Raw genomic sequence first — 17,191 nt, forward strand, 5'->3', positions numbered from 1 at the left:
TATATATATGAATGACATTCAGTCATTTTGTATGACAGGATGCAGTTTACTTGGAAACGGAACAAATATAAATGGTAAATGAGGATGATATTTGTTTTTATATAGTATTGATGAAAGAGTATATTTTTTTAAAATAAAAATGACTGATAGTCAGTCATAAGAGGTGAGAGGTATGAAAAATAGAGCTTGGTTATATGTCATATTAACATGTATCTTTGAAATTTTTTGGGTGTTTGGTTTTAATACGGCTAATACTTGGTGGCATTGGATTATTATTTTAGGAGTTATCGCTGTTGATTTTCACTTCCTTTCTAAAGCGTGTGAACATCTTGCAACAGGAACTGTATATGCTGTTTTCGCTGGAGCTGGTACGGTAGGTACTTTCTTAATGGATGTATTTCTTTTCGGTGGAAGTTTCAGCGCAGGCAAACTATTCTTCATTCTTATGGTAGTAGCCGGCGTTATCGGTTTAAAGTTAGCTGACAATAAAGAAGAAACTGTGGAAGGAGCTGCTTAAAAATGGGTTGGTTTTTCGTATTTTGTGCTGCAATTAGTGAAATAGTCGGTGTGATAGGACTTAAAATGTATAGTAAAGATAAGACATTAGCCAATGGTGCGATTTATATAGGTGGGTTTGCTACATCCTTCGCATTTTTGTATACTTCCTTCTTATTTTTACAAGTAAGTGTCGCGTATGCGGTTTGGATTGGTATCGGAACAGCAGGTGCAGTTTTGTTAAACATGTTCTTGTTTGGTGAGTCGAAAAGTAAAGCGCGTATCATTAGTGTGTTTCTTATTGTATGTGGAGTGACAGGATTAAAGGCACTTTCTTAAAGGTATATTGTATTTTTATCTCCTAATTGTTTATTAGGAGATTTTATTATAAAAAAATGATTTCCTCTTAGAGTTCACTATCATTGACAGTACAATCGATTATCTTATAAAATGAGTGACAGTCATTCAATATGCGTGTGAAAGGGTTTAGATGATGAATAAAAAAGAGAAAATTGTCTATGCAGCTATTGAAGTGTTTCAGGAAAAGGGCGTCGAAAAAACGAAGATTTCTGATATCGTGAAATTAGCTGGCATTGCGCAAGGAACTTTCTATTTATATTTTCCTTCTAAGTTATCTGTTATGCCTGCAATAGCAGAAGTGATGGTTGAAAAGATGATACTTGCAGTGAAAGAAAAAGTGCAAAACGATGCGCCTTTCTCAAGTAAAGTGACGCAAGTAATAGATGCGGTGTTTCACTTTATAGCTGAATATCGTGAAATACAAGCTTTAATGTATGCTGGTCTTGCATCTACAGAACATATAAAAGAATGGGAAGCTGTGTATGAGCCCCTTTATATGTGGCTAAGTGAATTTTTAAATGAGGCAAAAGAAGCTGGTGAAATTCGTGATTCGGTTCACGCAGAGCGAACAGCGAAGTTATTTATCGCTCTAGTTGAATCAGCAGCGGAACAAGTGTATCTATATGATCATAAAGATGATGAGCAAGTCGAGCTACAAAAGGCAGAAGTACTAGATTTTTTAACACATGCACTACATATAAAGAAATAGTGAGATGAACCTGTCTGAAAAGGTAGGTTCATTTTTGAGGAAAACTGAATGATAGTCATTCACCTAATGCGTATGTATGTGTGGAAGGATAGTGTGAAATTCTAACGAGTAGGGGGCATCTCTACTCATGACTAGCCCACAAATAGAAGGATAGAGAAAAAGCTTCTTGGGCATTATTTTTTGAGAGGAACTTACGGGAAGAGGTGTTAAAAAGTGAAGAAACCGATAAAAGAACAAAAGATGGTATTGGTCATTCTTTTGAGTAATATATTTATCGCTTTTTTAGGGATTGGATTAATCATTCCGGTTATGCCGTCCTTTATGAATGATATGGGTTTAACAGGGAAGACGATGGGATATCTCGTTGCAGTGTTTGCAATGGCACAGCTCATTACTTCACCTATTACAGGCCGGTGGGTTGATCTTTACGGTAGAAAGAAAATGATAATCATTGGATTATTTATTTTTGGTGTTTCAGAGCTTCTTTTTGGATTAGGAAAAGATGTATGGATGCTTTATGTAGCAAGGGTATTAGGCGGAATTAGTGCTGCTTTTATTATGCCTGGTGTTACGGCATATGTTGCGGATATTACATCTATTCAGGAACGTCCAAAGGCGATGGGATACTTATCTGCGGCTATTAGTACTGGATTCATTATAGGGCCTGGAATCGGCGGATTTATTGCAGAATACGGTATACGTGTGCCGTTTTTCGTTGCAGCAGTAATTGCTTTTATAGCATGTGTGATTTCGATCTTTATTTTAAAAGAACCGTTAACGAAAGAAGAACTTGCAGAGATTTCTTCTAATACGAAAGAATCAAGTTTTATTGGGGATTTAAAGAAATCATTACATCCAATGTATGCAATTGCATTTATTATCGTATTTGTACTCGCATTCGGATTATCAGCGTATGAAACAGTGTTTAGCTTATTTTCTGATCATAAATTTGGTTTCTCGCCGAAAGATATTGCAGCAATTATTACAATTAGTTCAATCTTTGGGGTAGTTGTGCAAGTATTTATGTTTGGCAAATTGGTAGACATGTTCGGTGAGAAAGTGTTAATTCAAATATGTTTAATTGTAGGTGCAGTATTAGCATTCGTCTCAACTGTAGTCTTTAATTATTGGATTGTACTTCTCGTTACTTGCTTCATTTTCTTAGCATTTGATTTACTTCGTCCAGCTTTAACGACATTTTTATCAAAAGCAGCCGGAAAAGAGCAAGGATTCGTCGCTGGTATGAACTCGACTTATACGAGTTTAGGAAATATCGCAGGACCAGCGATGGGCGGAATATTATTTGATATGAATATTCATTATCCATATGCATTTTCAGGCGTTGTTTTAATAGTTGGTCTCGGCATTACATTTATGTGGAGAGAGAAACAGTTGGCTGAAAGTTTTGCGAAGTAATAAAACCCCTTACGACGTGAGGGGTTTTTGTTTTATAAGCTTAATCCAAACCGTTTTAATTCAATAAAAATCCCCTCTAATTGCTTTCCTTTATCCGTTAATGTGTACTCTACACGAGGCGGAACTTCTGGATATACTTTTCTCGTTATAATGCCTTGAGACTCTAATTCTTTTAGTCGAAGCGATAATGTTTTTGGACTAATCCCATCCATTGATTTTTGTAAATCACTAAAGCGTAATGTTCCTTCGATAAGAAGATCACGAATGATTAAAAATGTCCATTTTGTACTAATTACATCAAGCGTTTTAGCGATGGGACAAGGTATGCCAGGTAAACCTTTCGTTAATTCAACTGGATTTATATCGTTCATGGAACTAGCCTCCATAAAATTTTTTTGGATGAATTTGCTTTATAGTATCACAAAACTATACTTTTGGTAACTATATGAAAAAAATATCACTACTTCCATAAAGGAAGTTAGTGCATATACAATAGCAATACGAAACAAAAAGGATTTATATAAGGAGGTGGTGATTTCCATGGGGATAAAAAAGTTATTTAGATTTCTTAGTTTGTTTGTTATTTGTATTGTGCTTGTAGCATGTGGTGTGGAACAAAAAACTGAAGTTCAGTTATTAAAAGAAATGCCAAAGCCAAAAGCAATGACAATTGATCCCTCACTAAGTAAAAAAGAAGCGACAGAAATGGTTCATGCGGCGCAGCGTTTTTATGCATTTTGGGATACAGGTAAGGAGGAATTTATTCCGCAGACTGTTACTAAAGATTTCTTCGATAATACATTGCCGAAAGGGCGACCACAAGGCATTGAAGGATTAAAGTTTGCAGCGCAAAATTTTCGTAAAGTTGTGCCTGATATACATTGCGAGATTGAAGACTTATTAGTTGTTGGTGATAAAGTAACAGCCCGTCTTTCTTTTACAGGAACACATAATGGTAAGAAAATTAATTTTTTTGCAATTGATATTTTACATGTGAAAGACGGAAAGATCACGGAAGATTGGCATTTAGAAGATAATCTTACACTACAGCAGCAACTCGGCTTAATAGCTGAAGAGTAGATTATATAGGGGAGAGAAAAACGATGAAAAATATATTTATTATAAATGGACATGAAAAATACGGTACAAAGGAAGGACGATTAAATAAAACGTTAGTAGATTATATGGTAACGGTATTAAGTGAGAAGCATCATGTGAAAACAACAACGATTCAAGATGGCTATAGTATTAAAGAAGAACAAGAGAAGTTTTTATGGGCTGATGTTGTGATTTATCAAACACCGATTTACTGGTTTAGTGTACCGGGCTTATTTAAAACGTATATGGATGAAGTGTATGAATACGGTTTGTTCTTTAAAGGTGCAGATGAATATGGAACAGGTGGTTTATTAAAAGAGAAAGAGTATATGTTCTCCACAACTTGGAATGCACCTGAAAAAGCATTTGGAGATAAGACGAAGTTCTTTGAAGGAGAAAGTTTAGAATCAGCGCTTAGTCATTTACACCGAGTGCAAAAGTTTCTCGGTATGAGTCCGTTAAAGAGTTTTGCTTGTTATGATGTGGTGAAGAATCCGGATATAGAGAAGTATTTAGGGAACTTGAAAGATCACTTAGATGGAGTAATTAAATAATAGTATGTGAAGAAGGTACTGCTAAGGATGTAGTACCTTCTCCTTTTATAATGACTCACATTTTAAGACATGGATGGCTGTATCCATAACTTCGCAAAATTTGCCCAACCGAATGAATCAATTGTTACGTTTTTTAAAGAAGAAGGGTATGTTTTTCTTTTTAGAACGTGATAGTTAAATAAAATGATGTGTTCTGCTTGTAAAAACTCTTCAATCTCATACATGAGTTCATAGCGCTTTTCTTTATTTTCTTCTAGTAAAAATGTATCTAGTAAACAGTTAATTTGTTTTTCGTAGTGCGGGTCCATGAACCGATTTACGAAGCAACTTTTATTTTTAAATACATTTAAGAATGCAATTTCATGATTGGCAGCAAATACTTCTCCCATGAAAATAATATCAGCATGTTTATCAATAGAGCGATTCATATAATCTGAAACGGGAAATGGGTGAAGCTCTACTTGTATACCTAAACTTTCACATCGTTCTTTTAAGAAATATGCATCATTTGCACTATCTTTAAATGCGAAGAAGTAAATATGTATCGTTTCTCCATTATATGTACTCTTTTTCAAATACTCTTTTGCCTTTTCTAAAGAGTAGGATCTTCTTGTTGCAAGGCGGCTTCTATCAGGGAAAAAGCTTGATGCAGCAATTGTCCGTCTACCCTCTATGTTACGAAGTATCATTTCAACATCATATAGTTCTCTCCAAGCTTTTCGAAAGTAAATGTCGTGATGAGGACCAGGTTTTTTAAAGTTGAAGCTAGCATAAATACAACCTATTTCTTCTATTTGTATATCATGCCTTTCATTTTCCTCTTCGTTTGGTAGTTCATAATCAGCATCTATTTGCACATGGTCAGGAATACCCCAAAATTCAATACGGTCTAATAACGCGCGCTCTTTAAAATAATGGGTGAACGCTTCGAGTATGATATTATCTTCAGAGTAATGAGCAAGTTTGAAAGGCCCAGTACCTATATAATGATGATTTTGAATACTCGTATCACGCGGTAAAATTGCGAGCTGCATTGAACTTACATAGTGTAAGAAAAATAAATTTGGTTTCGCTAAATGGAATCGAATTTGTAGTGGTGATGGCGTTTCAATTTGAACGATTTCTTCTGTTAACCATTCGAAAGGAGAGTAAACTTCTTTTAGTCTTTCAAATGAAAATTGTACATCTTTAGAAGTTAAAACTGTTTCGTTATGAAAATATACATCCTTTCGTAAATAAAAAGTCCACGTAAGCCCGTCTTCACTTAATTCCCACGTATGCGCAATGTGAGGCTCCATTTTTTCAGTAACATCGTTATAGACGACTAATGTATCAAAAATTTGACTCGTAAGATGGCTCTCTGTAGTTACAGCCACAAAAGCCGGATCTAATGGGAATATCTTTCTCGATATAGGAATCTTTAATACGTCGTACATATCATTTGAAGGTTCGTATCCAAAATGATGATGTAGTTTATTTTCTATCTTTTTTTGAAGTGCGAGGGGGAGGGGTTCTTTTAAAAGAAGAAAGATATCTTTTAATTTTTCTTGCGCTAACAGTTCATCTGTATAGGACTCAATCGCTTCTACGAAATTATGTATAAATAGAATTTCCGTTTTATTTCCGCGGCCTCGCCCTGGAGTCCAGCTAATTAATTGCTCCTCGCTCATTTTCTTTAATAAAATCTTTACGTTTTTCGTACTGCAATATAAAACATCCGCTAATTCTTGTAAGCTATTTCGCATATGTTGTTGATCTTGTGCATGTAGTCTTAGTCTAATGTAATAGTCCATAATTTTCATATATACACTTCCTTCTATCATAAAAGGGGAAACTCTTTAGAATATTCTAACCTTTTTCTTCCTTTTTTTCAAAGTAAAATAAGTAAGCATAAGGAGGGGAAACAATGGGATTTTGGAGTATGCATCGAAATATAAAAATTAGAATTATAACATCGTTTTTAACACGTACTGTGTCCACGATGATTTTTCCATTTATGGCGATTTATTTTTCCGTAAAGTTAGGTAGCGCGATTGCTGGTGCGTTACTACTTATTAATGTCATAGCTTCATTAGTAATTGGTTTATACGGTGGATATGTTGGAGACCGGCTTGGGCGTAAAAAGGTTATGATTATCGGTCAAAGTATACAAGTCATTTCCATTGCTTGTATGGGAGTTGCGAATTCGGATTACGTTGACTCACCGTGGTTAACATTTATCTTTATGCTAGTGAATAGTTTAGGATCGGGACTTATGAATCCTGCGACAGAAGCGATGTTAATTGATGTGAGTACACCTGAAAATCGAAAAGTGATGTACAGCATTAATTACTGGGCTATTAACTTATCCATTGCGATTGGAGCGATATTTGGAGGATTACTATTTGAAAACTATAGACTACAATTGTTTATCGTATTAACGCTTGTTGCCATTATGACTCTATATGTGATGGCTGTGTATATGGAAGAAGTGTATGTAGCACGAAAAACGATGGAGAAGAAAAATGTATTAAAAGATATGGCAGATAGTTATAAAGTCGTGATGAAAGATAAAGCATTTTTAATTTTTTGTGCAGCGAGTATATGTACATTATCGTTAGAGTTTCAAATTAATAATTATTTAGGGGTACGTTTGCAGAAGGAATTTGAAACGGTGCACTTTTTATTCGGGAATGGTTTTACGTTTGATTTAACAGGTATTCGCATGCTGAGCTGGATTTCTGCAGAGAATACAATTTTAGTTGTGTTATGTTCAGCACTTCTTATTAAAATGCTGAAAAGCTTCAACGATTTGAAAATCTTATATGTAGGCTTATTTATTTACACGATTGGATTTACAATACTCGGAACGAGCAATAGCTTATGGATTTTATTAATTGCAGGGCTTTTCCAAACAGTAGGCGAGATGATGTATGTGCCAGTGCGTCAATCTATTATGGCAGATATGGTGCCAAATGAGGCAAGAGGTTCTTATATGGCGATTAACGGAATGGTCTTTCAAGTGGCAAAAATGAACGGGGCATTAGGTGTTATGCTAGGTTCATTTATTGCATCTTGGGGTATGAGTGCTCTGTACTTTATCGTTGGTATGAGCAGTATTTTATTATTTATGAAGGCGATAGGGAAAGAGAAGTATGAGGGGGAGGTTTCTCAGATTGGATAAAACGATATGAAAAGCGATGCTAGAAATCGCTTTTCATATGGCTTTTAAAACGGATCAACTTCAGCTAAATCAGGATTGCTATTTGGGTTTGTTAATAAGACTTTCAGCTCACCTACTTCAGAGAGCGCAACGAGGATATAACCACTAATAAGGACGACGAGTCCGATGACCCTTAATGTTTGCAGTGTAATATCACGGCTATTGTTTTCGGAGTTGTCTTGGGGCGTTGAAGGTGGATTGTTATTCATAAATAAGGCTCCCATCTTTTGTATTTATATATGTGCGAAATCATTATTTAACTTATGGATAGGAATTATATAGTCATTTTCACTATATGAGAACTGCCTATGAAAAGTGATAAGGAATTTTGGGGCGAGAAAAGGGGGGAATCCAAAAGATTATTAAAACTGAACTTTTGGATTCCCCCCTTTTTTATTTATCCTGCTATTTGTGGTGGTCGGATTTCCTGCAAACGACCAGTTGGTGAGGGATAATTAATCAGTGGTGGATGAATAAAACCCCACTGATTAATTATTTTCATGTAAATAAAAGGAGGTTAGTTAACCGAAGTAGTTATCCTAATATACGCAACGATTCTTCAATAAACGCTGGGATGTCCTCTGGCTGTCTACTTGTTACTAGCTGATTTTGACATACGACAACCTCTTTGTCATGAAAGTTCCCGCCGGCATTTTTCAAATCGACTTCAATAGATTTATATCCAGTTACATCGCGTCCTTCAAGTGTTTGTGCAGTGATGAGTAGCTGAGGTCCGTGACAAATAGCGAAAACAGGTTTTTCCGCATCCATAAATGCTTTACTAAAGCGAACAAAACGTTCATCGGCACGAAGTATATCTGGAGAAAATCCACCCGGTATGAAGAGGGCATCAAAGTTCTCTGGAGAAACATCATCAATACTTTTATCAATCACGACTTCACTTTTTCCTTGCTTACCGTGTACCGTTTTACCTTTTTCTGCTTCAATAGTTGTTAATTCATATCCCTTTTGTTTAAAAGCTTCTGCTGGCTCTGTGTATTCTGTGTCCTCGAAATAATCCGTTATTAAAATAGCAATTTTTTTACTCATTCTAATCCGCTCCTTATATTATATTATATTATATTATCGGCTCCAGAATCTTCCTTGGGCAATGCCTTCTATAAATGATTCAATTGAAGTATTTGTTAAGTTGTAAACTCCTGCTCCATCCAGTTTAATCTTACTATGGTCCAAAGCATGAGAATTACTAAGGACATGAGCTATCGGTTTAAAATGTTTAAAAGTAGTTTCTGCAAATTCTAAAACAGGGGGTTGAATGACAGACTCACTACTAAACACTAATACTGCATCAAAAAGGGGGGAGTCTGTTGTTGTATAAGTATCAGTTACTTTAATGGAATCATTGAAATGATAAATTTTATTATCTATGATACTATAGTTAATTCGGTGTTGTACAAAAGCTTGAATCCATTCGGACAGAAGTGAGACGCTTGGGTCACCATTTAATAGAATTGCAACATTTTTGGAATCAGATTTAAAAATAGTATTGGACATACTTAGTGCAGGTGATTTTGCATCTGAATTTACTTCGTGATTTTCCTTAGGTAAAGGAGCTCCAATAATGTTAGCGACTTCTTGTGCTAATTGACGATCGACGTGGTTTAGAAGAGCAATTACATTTGCCTTCACCATGTCTGATTTACACTTCCCAACTTCAAAGCAAAAAGCTTCTTTTATGTGCTGCTTTTCAATAGGGCTCATACTATTGTAGAAAAGTTTAGCCTGAGAATAGAAGTTAAGAAAGCTTTTACTGCGACCTCTAATTTTATGCCCATCAATCTTTTCTTGATAATGTTCATATCCTCCTTGTTCGGCTTGGACGGTTGCAGGTTGATTGTTATTTAATCCATTAGGATGATAGTTTGTTTGACCGCGATGAATCTGCATTTGATGCATACCATCACGTTGATTATTATGAAAAGGACATACGGGTTGATTGATAGGGATTTGATGGAAATTAGGGCCCCCTAAACGAGATAATTGTGTATCTGTATAGGAGAATAATCTTCCTTGCAGAAGAGGGTCATTTGAAAAATCAATACCTGGTACGACATGACCAGGGTGAAAAGCTACCTGCTCTGTTTCAGCAAAGAAGTTATCAACATTTTTGTTCAGTGTCATTTTACCAACTAATTTTACGGGAACTTCTTCTTCTGGCCATAATTTCGTTGGATCTAAAATATCAAAATCAAATTTATGTTCATCTTCTTCTGGAATTAACTGTAATCCAAGCTCCCATTCAGGATAATGCCCTTTTTCAATTGCTTCGTATAAATCTTGACGATGAAAATCAGGATTTTTCCCAGCAATCTTTTGAGTTTCATCCCATACTAATGAATGAACCCCGAGGGTAGGTTTCCAGTGAAACTTTACGAAATGGGCTTTTCCTTCTGCGTTAATGAGTCGAAATGTGTGAACTCCAAAACCTTCCATCATTCGTAAACTACGCGGAATAGCTCGGTCGCTCATTTGCCACATGACCATATGAGTGGACTCAGGATTATGCGCAACAAAGTCCCAAAAGGTATCATGAGCGCTAGCTCCTTGAGGAATATCATTATGTGGTTCTGGTTTAACTGCATGGACAAAATCAGGAAATTTAATAGCATCTTGGATAAAGAATACTGGCATATTATTACCCACTAAATCATAGTTTCCTTCATCTGTATAAAATTTTGTGGCGAATCCGCGTACATCTCTTACTGTGTCGTTGGATCCTTTAGAACCTTGAACGGTTGAGAACCGTACAAATACAGGTGTTTTCTTTGAAGGATTAGTAAGAAAATCTGCTTTCGTATATGTTTCTAAAGATTCATAAAGCTGAAAATAACCATGAGCGCCAACCCCGCGTGCATGAACAATCCTTTCGGGAATTCGTTCGTGATCAAAATGGGTCATTTTCTCACGAAAGTGAAAATCCTCCATTAAGGTTGGGCCTCTTAAGCCCATCTTTAAAGAAAATTCATCTTCAGCTATTTTTACCCCTTGATTTGTTGTTAAAGCATGTTTGCATTGATTGTCAGTAACGTGATGCTTCAGTTGTTCCGTTTTTTTATTCACAATATAGGCCCCTCCTTTACTCTGTTAATTAATAGATACCCTTTTTATTAGGTCGTAAACATGTATTATCGTTTTTGTATGTAAAAATCATAAAATATCGGTTGTTTCAGTGATTCTTGTTTGAGGAAGCAAAATAAAAAAGCCAAGGAGATAATTTATTTGCTCCTTGGCTTTTAAGATATTTCTTTTCGTTAAAACGAAGAAACGCGTTGCTTCGTTTTTGGTACAATAATAAATTTGATCCAGAGTAACCCGACAATCATAATGATAAGGCTATGTAAAAATTGACCTGTAGCAATGAGTATAACAATTGAAAATACAATGAGTTGAATACTTAGCAATATAAAGATTAAGCGAAGAAATTGCTTCATTCTTTCTTCAGTACCAATCGGATATAATGCTACAATAATATTTCCCGAAAAATATTTCCACAGTGAACGGAGCTGCATAGAAATCATATATAGAACGATGTAAGCGATAGCGCCTTTTACGTATATATTTGGTATGAAATATAAGGCGAAAGCACCGATCAATCCTAAGCGAATATATATGCCGAAATAATCATTTCCACGTAAAAATGCTAGTGTATACAAGTAGAAGAAAGTTTCTCGTTTTTTATGTAATAAAGGTTCAATCCAATTTGTAAGCCATTTTCTTTTATTTACTTGTTTATTCAGTTGCGGAACATCTGTAAAAATGCTAGCAAATTGATAAAAACGAACGTTCATTTTTTCTTCTTGCTCGATTATGTAATCCCAAGGTATTCGTTTTGTAGGCTGTTTTTTCGTATATAGAAGTAGGAAAGCAAGTAGTAAAAGTAGTCCGCCTAATATGAGAACATTTGCGGAATAAAACAGCATGTAAATGATTAAGGCATTACAAGTAATACGGATGATCAGCCATATGTTTTTGTCGTGACTATCACGCCACATCCAATGTATGTACATGTTCCAAGCTTTCGTAATCATTAATACGATAAAGATTGTACACAAAAAAGGTACAGTTAATTGCAATGATTGCATAGCAAGTGGAACGAGAATAAGGAACGTAAATAACAATGGGAAAAGCTGAATGATGTAATTGTATAGAAGAGATTTTTTGAAATAAGATGTTAATTTCTCTTCTAGTGCTAGTAAATAGACAGCATCAGGTTTTTGAATAAATGTACGGATAGGGCATCTCGTTATAATGAATGTAAGTACAATCGTGATGAGTAGTAAAGATATTCCTTTAGAAGGAGATGTTTTTAGAAACTGAGCATAGTAGTATGCGCCAACGCATGAAATAAAGATAAAGCTATATAGTAAACCGTTAATCATACGTGCAAAGTATGTAATGATATTTTGAATATGTTGTTGGAAGCGACTGCTCCATAGCGATTCGATTGACATGTTTTTCACCTCTTTGTTCTATTATATATGTTTTACAAAAGAAAAAACGAGCAAATTGCGTTATGCAACTTGCCCGTTTTTCTTTTCGTTATTTTTTTTCTGATCACGATTCATTAATGGATAGAAAGCAAATCCAATTACGAATAAACCAATTCCGAGAAGGAACGTTTTTATATCGGATGCGCCGGTTTTAATAACCCATAGTGCGTAGCAAAGTGCGATAACTGCGACTATGCCATCTGTAATTCTTGCCCGCATTTCATTTTTATATGTTTCACCAGTTGCGACTAGTTTTAACTGGAAGATTGGTGAAACGAGATATGGAATGAGGTAGGCCAGTGTTGATACGGTAATAACGAATGTATAAGCTTCCGCAATGGTTCCTGATAATGTTGAGAATAGGAACACTTGCGACATAATGTTTGTTAATCGTAATGAGTAAATTGGACTTCCTTTTTTATTTGTTTTTGTGAAGAAGGAAGGGAAGAAACCTTCTTTTGCTGCTTGATATGGTACTTCTGAGCTTAATAAAATCCAGCCTAAGATAGAACCGAACAGGGAAGTAAGAGCAAGTAATGCCATCAGTTTCCCGCCGCCATGACCCATTGCAGCGTTTAGTGCATCTGCTAATGGACGTTCAGAAGTTTGTAATTTATCAACGTGAAGTACACCCATTGTTAAAATTGTAATTCCTAAGTAAATCGCAACTGTAATAAGTAATCCCGCAACTGTTGCACGTTTTACCGTTTTTGGAGAAACAGCACGGTTTGATAAAAGAACGGCTGATTCAATTCCGATAAACGCCCAAAGCGTTGTAAGAGCAGCTAAATTTACTTGTGAAAGAAGACCATGTGATACACCTGATTTATCAATCATCGGCGTGTACCATTGTCCAAACTTAGAAGCTTCGAATGCAAATAACGTAACGACGATGAATAAAAGGAATCCAGTTACTTTCGTTGTTGTTGCTAAGAAGTTTAGTTTTCCAGCTCCGCTTACACCATTTGTTAATATAATATGAGTTCCCCAAAGTAAGATGGAACAAATCGTAAATGTAATTAGTTTTCCGACTTCTATGTTAAAAGAACCGATTGAAAATAGTAGTCGCGTATCTTTCATAATTGGGAAGAAGAGTGATAAATATCCCGCAAATGATGTAATGATGGCAACGTTACTTGCCCAGTTTGCAACCCAATATCCCCATACCATACTGAATCCAGCCATTTTTTTCTTTTTTGGTGTTGAGAATAAAGCATATGCATGACTTTGTGGTCCTGTCGTTAAATCAGGACGACGAATTGCTAAATTACCGAAAACAAGAGCTAGCATTAAAACACCAAACCCTGTTGTTAACCAAGCTAAAGTGACACCGAGTGGGCTTGCTGTTTGTGCCAACGTACTTGGCACCATGAAAATACCAGCGCCAACCATGTTACCGACAACGAAAGCTGTTAGTACCCAAAAGCCCCATTTTTTTTGTTGCATAGAAAATACCTCCAAAGTTAGTATAACCAAGTCAAGCGAGGAGATATGTATGTCTTCCTGAGTCAGGAAGAGAAGTCCCAAACAAAACAAAAAAAGCACGTAATCTGCCGCTACATGCTTTCTATCTTATAAGAAACCCACGACATACCTCTCGATAGCTCTCCACAAACGAAACGTTTGTGACAGTTCTGCACTTATTAAATGCAGACCCAGCAAGCGTGCATGGTGGACACGACTTACTTCGGCAACCATTCCTTTCTCATTCCTTCATCAATGCCACTACATCTCCTGAAATGATACTCTTAATGATTGCAACCTCTACCTCACCGAGATACGAATGAGGATTTAAATATTAAATTAACGTCTTTAAGAGTAACAAATGTATTTTTATACGTCAATGGATATAGTAATAATCAGATTATAGAGAAGAGTTTGTGATTAAAAAGGGGGTTAGGAGAAGATGTAACGATTATTAGTTCTGCAGAAGAAACAGCGATAGAGTTAAGTACCATTTTACAGCACAAAGGAATTTTGTCTGACAATCTGAATCCGAAGCATCGTTTTTTTACAACGGGATCTGTTTTATCATTTGAACATATTGCTGAGCGATGGCTAGGATATCACATTTCTGTAGAATGTGTGGATTTACCCGTAAAGAATGCTCGTATCTGTAATTAGACTGTATTAAAGTACTTTTTGTTCAATAAATTAGGTTAGTTGCATAAGAAGGGAAAAATGCACTTTTAATTGAAAGGATTAAGGTCATTTCAATTAAAGGGGAGATTGGATTATGGAATTATCAAGATCTCAATTATTTGCTTTAGAGTATATTTCAAAATATGCAGAGAACGAAAAACGTGAGGCTAAAGCAACGATTAATCATATACTTAAAATGTCTAATATTACAGATGAAATATTTGAAGAAGCTGTCGCTAATTTAAAATCTCATGCAAGGATTGCTTTACACTTTCATCCAGACAGACTTGATTCGAGTATGAAAAGTGTTGCTGAAGCATTGTTTGAGCAAGGAGTATATAAAAGTCAATTTGAAACATTACTATCTAATGGAAGCGTATCTGCTTACCCTGGTGGTGAACGTGACCTTTGGGAAAAGAGAATATTTGGAGGGGCATATCAATTAGAAGGCGTAACGAATGAGCAACGGCCAAAATACGGAGCGCTAAATTTAATGTTACATCCAGATGGGCCGGCTCCGCGTTTTGGTTCATGTTATTTTCTTTTATCTCCAAAAGTTTCTTCACGCTCTACATATACGTATTTAGATTCGCATCAAGATCCGAAAGAAAAGGGGACTTATGAGGAGTTTGATATGATTTTAGCTGCTCTTTTGGAAGAGACATTTGTAAGAGATTTTGCAATTGGTGAAGGAAATTTGACTCCAACAATATTAATTAATCATTTACTGGCTAATCTGAAAAGGCCGTTTATAGATTTAGTAAGCAAAGAGCCAGCCCGTAATCTTAATCATTATATTGAAGCGCAGATTCATGGAGAGATTTCTCTGAAAGAAGACGTAGAGGTGCTTGTTGCAGATCCTTCATTTAAGGGTACGGATGTAGGAAGAGTTTTAGAAGAAATTTGCCTGAAGTATGCTATTGATTTGTATTGGCACATCGGTTTTGTACTTGCGGTAGACGAAGTTCCGATGGATTTTAGAGGTTCAAAAATGCCATCTTTAGCAAGACGCATTGCACGGAATAATTGTATCGATGCAAATATAATTGGCTCTGCTGTAGTGGATTTGAATCGCAATCCATTATCTTGGAGTGATCGTGGAACTTATGAAGAAGTGCTTCAGGAATTAAAATTATTATGGCATGTTTTAGTTCGATTTGGAAAACCAAATCGGAAGTAGAATGAAATACTCCGTTTTTGGAGGTATTTATATAGAAAAGAAGCTGATCTATAAATAGATCAGCTTCTTTTTATAAGATTAGACTAAGTTTAATACAGTTACTTTTTCACGTGTCATAGACTCAAGGCTCTTACGAATACCTTGTGCGCCCATACCTGAACCTTTTACACCGATGAATGGGAAGTGGTCAGGGCCGCGCTCTGTGCGTCCGTTAATTTGAACAGAACCAGTTTCGATTTTGTTAGCAATTGCAAATGCTTTGTTAATGTCTTTAGTGAAGACACTTGCTTGCAGACCGAACTCTGATTTGTTAGCAATTTCAATTGCTTGTTCATCTGAAGAAACGCGGATGATTGGAAGGATTGGGCCGAATGGCTCTTCCCAAGCAACTTTCATTTCTTCTGTTACGTGATCGATTAATGTTGGGTAAATTAAGTTACGCTCACGTTTGTTACCGATAACGATTGTAGCACCTTTTTCAACAGCATCGTCAACTAAACCTTGAACGAAATCAGCAGACTTGTCGTCGATTAATGGAACGATTGTGCTGTCTTGTTCTGGAGATCCAACTGATAGTTCAGCTACTTGCGCTTTTAATAAGCTAACAAGCTCGTCTGCTACGTTTTCGTGTACAAGTACACGTTTAATAGCTGTACAACGTTGACCAGAGTAAGAGAATGCACCGCTTACGATATGGTTTGCAGCATCTTGTAAGTCAGCATCTTCACGAACGATACCAGGATCTTTACCACCAAGTTCTAATACAAGTGGAATCATTGAAGCTTTTTTCGCTAAATGTTTACCTGTGTTTGTACCACCTGTGAACGATACCATATTGATGCCTTCGTGTTCTACTAAGTAGTCACCAATTACAGAACCGCGTCCTGTAGCTACGTTTACAAGCCCTTTTGGAAGACCAGCTTTGTGAAGTGCTTCAACCATTTTAATACCACTAATTGCACCTTGAGTTGCTGGTTTGAAAATAACAGCGTTACCCATAATTAATGCTGGTGCAAGTTTTGCAGCAGATAAGTTTACTGGGTAGTTAAATGGTGCGATTGCTAATACAACACCAAGTGGTGCGCGTTGGATGATCGCAAGTTTCGATTTCGTTCCGCCAGGGAAGCTATCGCCCATCATGCTTTCTCCGTGCATATGTAAAGCTTCTTCGATCGTGTAACGAATGAAGTCAGCTGTACGAACAACTTCTTTCTTCGCATCTTTATAGCCTTTACCGACTTCTTTCATAATGATATCGGCAATTTCATCCTGCATATTTACGAGCTCATCAGCCCATTTATATAAGTATTTTGCGCGATCTTGTAGGGAAGCTTCAGCCCATGATTTTTGAGCTTCTTTTGCAGATGCAATTGCTTCATCTACTTCTCCGCGAGTAATTGCTTGTACTTGTCCAATTACTTCGTGTAAGTATGGAGATGGAATTTCGATTGTTTCTCCTGAAGAGCTTTCTCTCCATTCTCCGTCTAAATAAAATTTGTACGTATTGCTAGTTGTCATGATTAG

The 17,191-nt window shown here is 36.2% G+C and carries 16 protein-coding genes, 1 pseudogene and 1 riboswitch; of the genes and pseudogenes, 9 read left to right on the forward strand and 8 right to left on the reverse strand.

The features are described 5' to 3' along the window. The first annotated feature begins 172 nt into the window (after nucleotides 1-172). The 4 genes from OXT04_RS18915 to OXT04_RS18930 all read left to right on the forward strand — a co-directional run bounded on the left by OXT04_RS18915 (nucleotide 173) and on the right by OXT04_RS18930 (nucleotide 2,980). On the forward strand, nucleotides 173-517 hold the full coding sequence (locus OXT04_RS18915) for a DMT family transporter (RefSeq protein ID WP_000796020.1): 345 nt from the start codon (nucleotides 173-175) through the stop codon (nucleotides 515-517). Nucleotides 518-519: 2 nt separating this feature from the next. After that, nucleotides 520-834, forward strand: a complete 315-nt coding sequence (locus OXT04_RS18920; RefSeq protein ID WP_000539671.1) for a DMT family transporter — start codon at nucleotides 520-522, stop codon at nucleotides 832-834. 151 nt (nucleotides 835-985) lie between these two features. Then, nucleotides 986-1,564, forward strand: a complete 579-nt coding sequence (locus tag OXT04_RS18925; RefSeq protein WP_001996782.1) for a TetR/AcrR family transcriptional regulator — start codon at nucleotides 986-988, stop codon at nucleotides 1,562-1,564. A 213-nt stretch (nucleotides 1,565-1,777) separates the two neighbouring features. After that, entirely contained in the window at nucleotides 1,778-2,980 is a 1,203-nt protein-coding gene (locus OXT04_RS18930) for an MFS transporter (RefSeq protein ID WP_000742945.1), read from the forward strand. A gap of 32 nt (nucleotides 2,981-3,012) precedes the next feature. Here the strand turns inward: OXT04_RS18930 and OXT04_RS18935 are convergent, their stop codons facing one another. Continuing rightward, a complete protein-coding gene (locus tag OXT04_RS18935) occupies nucleotides 3,013-3,351 on the reverse strand; it encodes a winged helix-turn-helix transcriptional regulator (RefSeq protein ID WP_000997917.1) in 339 nt (112 codons plus the stop codon). Between the two features lie 169 nt (nucleotides 3,352-3,520). On the opposite strand from OXT04_RS18935, the gene OXT04_RS18940 reads away from it, so the two are divergent. Beyond that, on the forward strand, nucleotides 3,521-4,060 hold the full coding sequence (locus OXT04_RS18940) for an ester cyclase (protein ID WP_267416645.1): 540 nt from the start codon (nucleotides 3,521-3,523) through the stop codon (nucleotides 4,058-4,060). Nucleotides 4,061-4,083: 23 nt separating this feature from the next. After that, nucleotides 4,084-4,632, forward strand: a complete 549-nt coding sequence (locus tag OXT04_RS18945; RefSeq protein WP_061660055.1) for an NAD(P)H-dependent oxidoreductase — start codon at nucleotides 4,084-4,086, stop codon at nucleotides 4,630-4,632. A gap of 62 nt (nucleotides 4,633-4,694) precedes the next feature. On the opposite strand, the gene OXT04_RS18950 is transcribed toward OXT04_RS18945, so the two are convergent. Further along, entirely contained in the window at nucleotides 4,695-6,455 is a 1,761-nt protein-coding gene (locus OXT04_RS18950) for an SgrR family transcriptional regulator (RefSeq protein WP_000569522.1), read from the reverse strand. 83 nt (nucleotides 6,456-6,538) lie between these two features. Between OXT04_RS18950 and OXT04_RS18955 the strand changes: the two genes are divergently transcribed. Beyond that, nucleotides 6,539-7,795, forward strand: coding sequence for an MDR family MFS transporter (locus OXT04_RS18955; protein WP_000508235.1), 1,257 nt, complete (start codon nucleotides 6,539-6,541; stop codon nucleotides 7,793-7,795). A gap of 44 nt (nucleotides 7,796-7,839) precedes the next feature. On the opposite strand, the gene OXT04_RS18960 is transcribed toward OXT04_RS18955, so the two are convergent. From OXT04_RS18960 to OXT04_RS18980, 5 genes are all read right to left on the reverse strand, one after another. Then, the gene (locus OXT04_RS18960) at nucleotides 7,840-8,043 is read right to left on the reverse strand and encodes a hypothetical protein (RefSeq protein WP_001063872.1); all 204 of its coding nucleotides are present in this window, start codon (nucleotides 8,041-8,043) and stop codon (nucleotides 7,840-7,842) included. A 325-nt stretch (nucleotides 8,044-8,368) separates the two neighbouring features. Continuing rightward, nucleotides 8,369-8,884, reverse strand: coding sequence for a type 1 glutamine amidotransferase domain-containing protein (locus OXT04_RS18965; protein ID WP_000037522.1), 516 nt, complete (start codon nucleotides 8,882-8,884; stop codon nucleotides 8,369-8,371). 33 nt (nucleotides 8,885-8,917) lie between these two features. Then, complete coding sequence (locus OXT04_RS18970) at nucleotides 8,918-10,915, reverse strand: catalase (protein ID WP_267416655.1); 1,998 nt, start codon at nucleotides 10,913-10,915, stop codon at nucleotides 8,918-8,920. Between the two features lie 191 nt (nucleotides 10,916-11,106). Further along, nucleotides 11,107-12,306, reverse strand: coding sequence for an ABC transporter permease (locus tag OXT04_RS18975; protein ID WP_000021390.1), 1,200 nt, complete (start codon nucleotides 12,304-12,306; stop codon nucleotides 11,107-11,109). Between the two features lie 60 nt (nucleotides 12,307-12,366). Further along, nucleotides 12,367-13,791 (reverse strand): amino acid permease, encoded by a 1,425-nt coding sequence (locus tag OXT04_RS18980; protein WP_001186293.1) that lies wholly within the window; start codon nucleotides 13,789-13,791, stop codon nucleotides 12,367-12,369. A 147-nt stretch (nucleotides 13,792-13,938) separates the two neighbouring features. Then, nucleotides 13,939-14,120: riboswitch (Lysine riboswitch) on the reverse strand. Nucleotides 14,121-14,229: 109 nt separating this feature from the next. On the opposite strand from OXT04_RS18980, the pseudogene OXT04_RS18985 reads away from it, so the two are divergent. Beyond that, nucleotides 14,230-14,469: pseudogene (locus OXT04_RS18985) on the forward strand (glutamate racemase); the annotation flags it as partial. 112 nt (nucleotides 14,470-14,581) lie between these two features. Further along, nucleotides 14,582-15,667 carry a DUF3626 domain-containing protein gene (locus OXT04_RS18990; protein WP_000423687.1) on the forward strand — a complete coding sequence of 362 codons (1,086 nt, stop codon included), beginning with the start codon at nucleotides 14,582-14,584 and terminating at the stop codon, nucleotides 15,665-15,667. Between the two features lie 78 nt (nucleotides 15,668-15,745). Here OXT04_RS18990 and gapN read toward each other — a convergent pair whose 3' ends face one another. Continuing rightward, nucleotides 15,746-17,185, reverse strand: a complete 1,440-nt coding sequence (gene gapN / locus OXT04_RS18995) for an NADP-dependent glyceraldehyde-3-phosphate dehydrogenase (RefSeq protein WP_000213615.1) — start codon at nucleotides 17,183-17,185, stop codon at nucleotides 15,746-15,748. Nucleotides 17,186-17,191 lie beyond the last annotated feature (6 nt).

This window comes from Bacillus sp. GC_Bacil_1 (assembly GCF_026540675.1).
Lineage (GTDB): Bacteria > Bacillota > Bacilli > Bacillales > Bacillaceae_G > Bacillus_A > Bacillus_A cereus.